Annotated in this window: 1 protein-coding gene; it reads right to left on the bottom strand. The window is 80.9% G+C overall.

What is annotated here, in order from left to right; all coding sequences use genetic code 11:
* Positions 1-155: 155 nt before the first annotated feature.
* A complete protein-coding gene (locus tag ABD353_RS37515; RefSeq protein ID WP_344628209.1) occupies positions 156-518 on the bottom strand; it encodes a hypothetical protein in 363 nt (120 codons plus the stop codon).
* Positions 519-1,018: the final 500 nt, after the last annotated feature.

Here is a 1,018-nt window from a genome sequence, read left to right as displayed (position 1 = left end):
GGTCGAAGGCCCCTCGCGGAAGCGGGGGGCCTTCGGCGTTCCCGGGGCCGCTCCAGGGGCGCGGGGGTGTTCACTTCGAGGACACGTGGGTGGTCACTTCAGGGGCGCGCGGGGGCACCTGGTCGGCTGCCCGGCTGCCCCGTGAAGACGGATCCCTAGGCGCCGGGGGCTACCAGGGTGCGGTGGAGGTCTTCGGTGGCGGCGCCGGGGCCGAGGGTGCGGGCGGCGAGCCAGGCGGCCGCTCCGGCGGTGCTGCCCGCGGTGCGGACCTCTGCGGCGGGCCAGCGTGCCACCACGCCCGCCCGGACGGCGTCCGCCAAGGGGGTGTCCGGGCCGAGCACCCCGCCGGCCAGTACCACCGGCCGGGCCGACCCGGCCGGGCGGACGGTCTCCAGGGTGGCCAGCAGATGGCCGGCGGCCTCGTCGACCAGCCGCTGCGCCTCGTCCTCGCCGGCGGTGGCCGCGTCCAGCACCAGCGGGGCGAGCCGGGCCAGCCGGACGGGCGGTTCGCCGTACACCGCGCCGAGCAGGGCGGCCCGCAGGCCGTCCCCGGCGGAGCGGCCGGTGAGTTCCTCGGCGGCGGGCCGCCGCGGGGCGGGGGAGCGGCAGGACGGCGTCGGCGGCGGCGAGCGCGAGGCGGACGGCCTCCCGGCCGAGCCACTGGCCGGAGCCGAGGTCGCCGAGCAGCCAGCCGTGGCCGTCGGCGAGCCGGACGGGCGTGTGGTCGCGCACCTCGGCGGCGACCGCGCCGGTGCCGCCGATCAGCACGGTGCCGTCCGGACTGCCGGTGCCGGCGGTGTAGGCGAGCGCGAGGTCGCTGGTGGTGCGGGGGGTGACGGAGAGTCCGACCTCGGGCCAGAGCCCGTCGAGTCCGGGTTCGGCGACCAGGGCGCCGGCCAGGCCGACCACGCCGGCCGCGACCTCGGAGGGGTCCAGGCCGGCGAGTGCGGCCCGCACGGTGGGGCCGCCCGGCCGGGGGGGGGGGGGGGGGGGGGGGGGGGGGGGGGGGGGGGGCGGA

The sequence above is a fragment of the Kitasatospora arboriphila genome, assembly GCF_039528095.1.
Taxonomy (GTDB): Bacteria; Actinomycetota; Actinomycetes; order Streptomycetales; family Streptomycetaceae; genus Kitasatospora; species Kitasatospora arboriphila.
The sequence above is the reverse complement of the archived record's forward strand: the minus strand, read 5'-3'. Positions and strand labels throughout refer to the sequence as shown.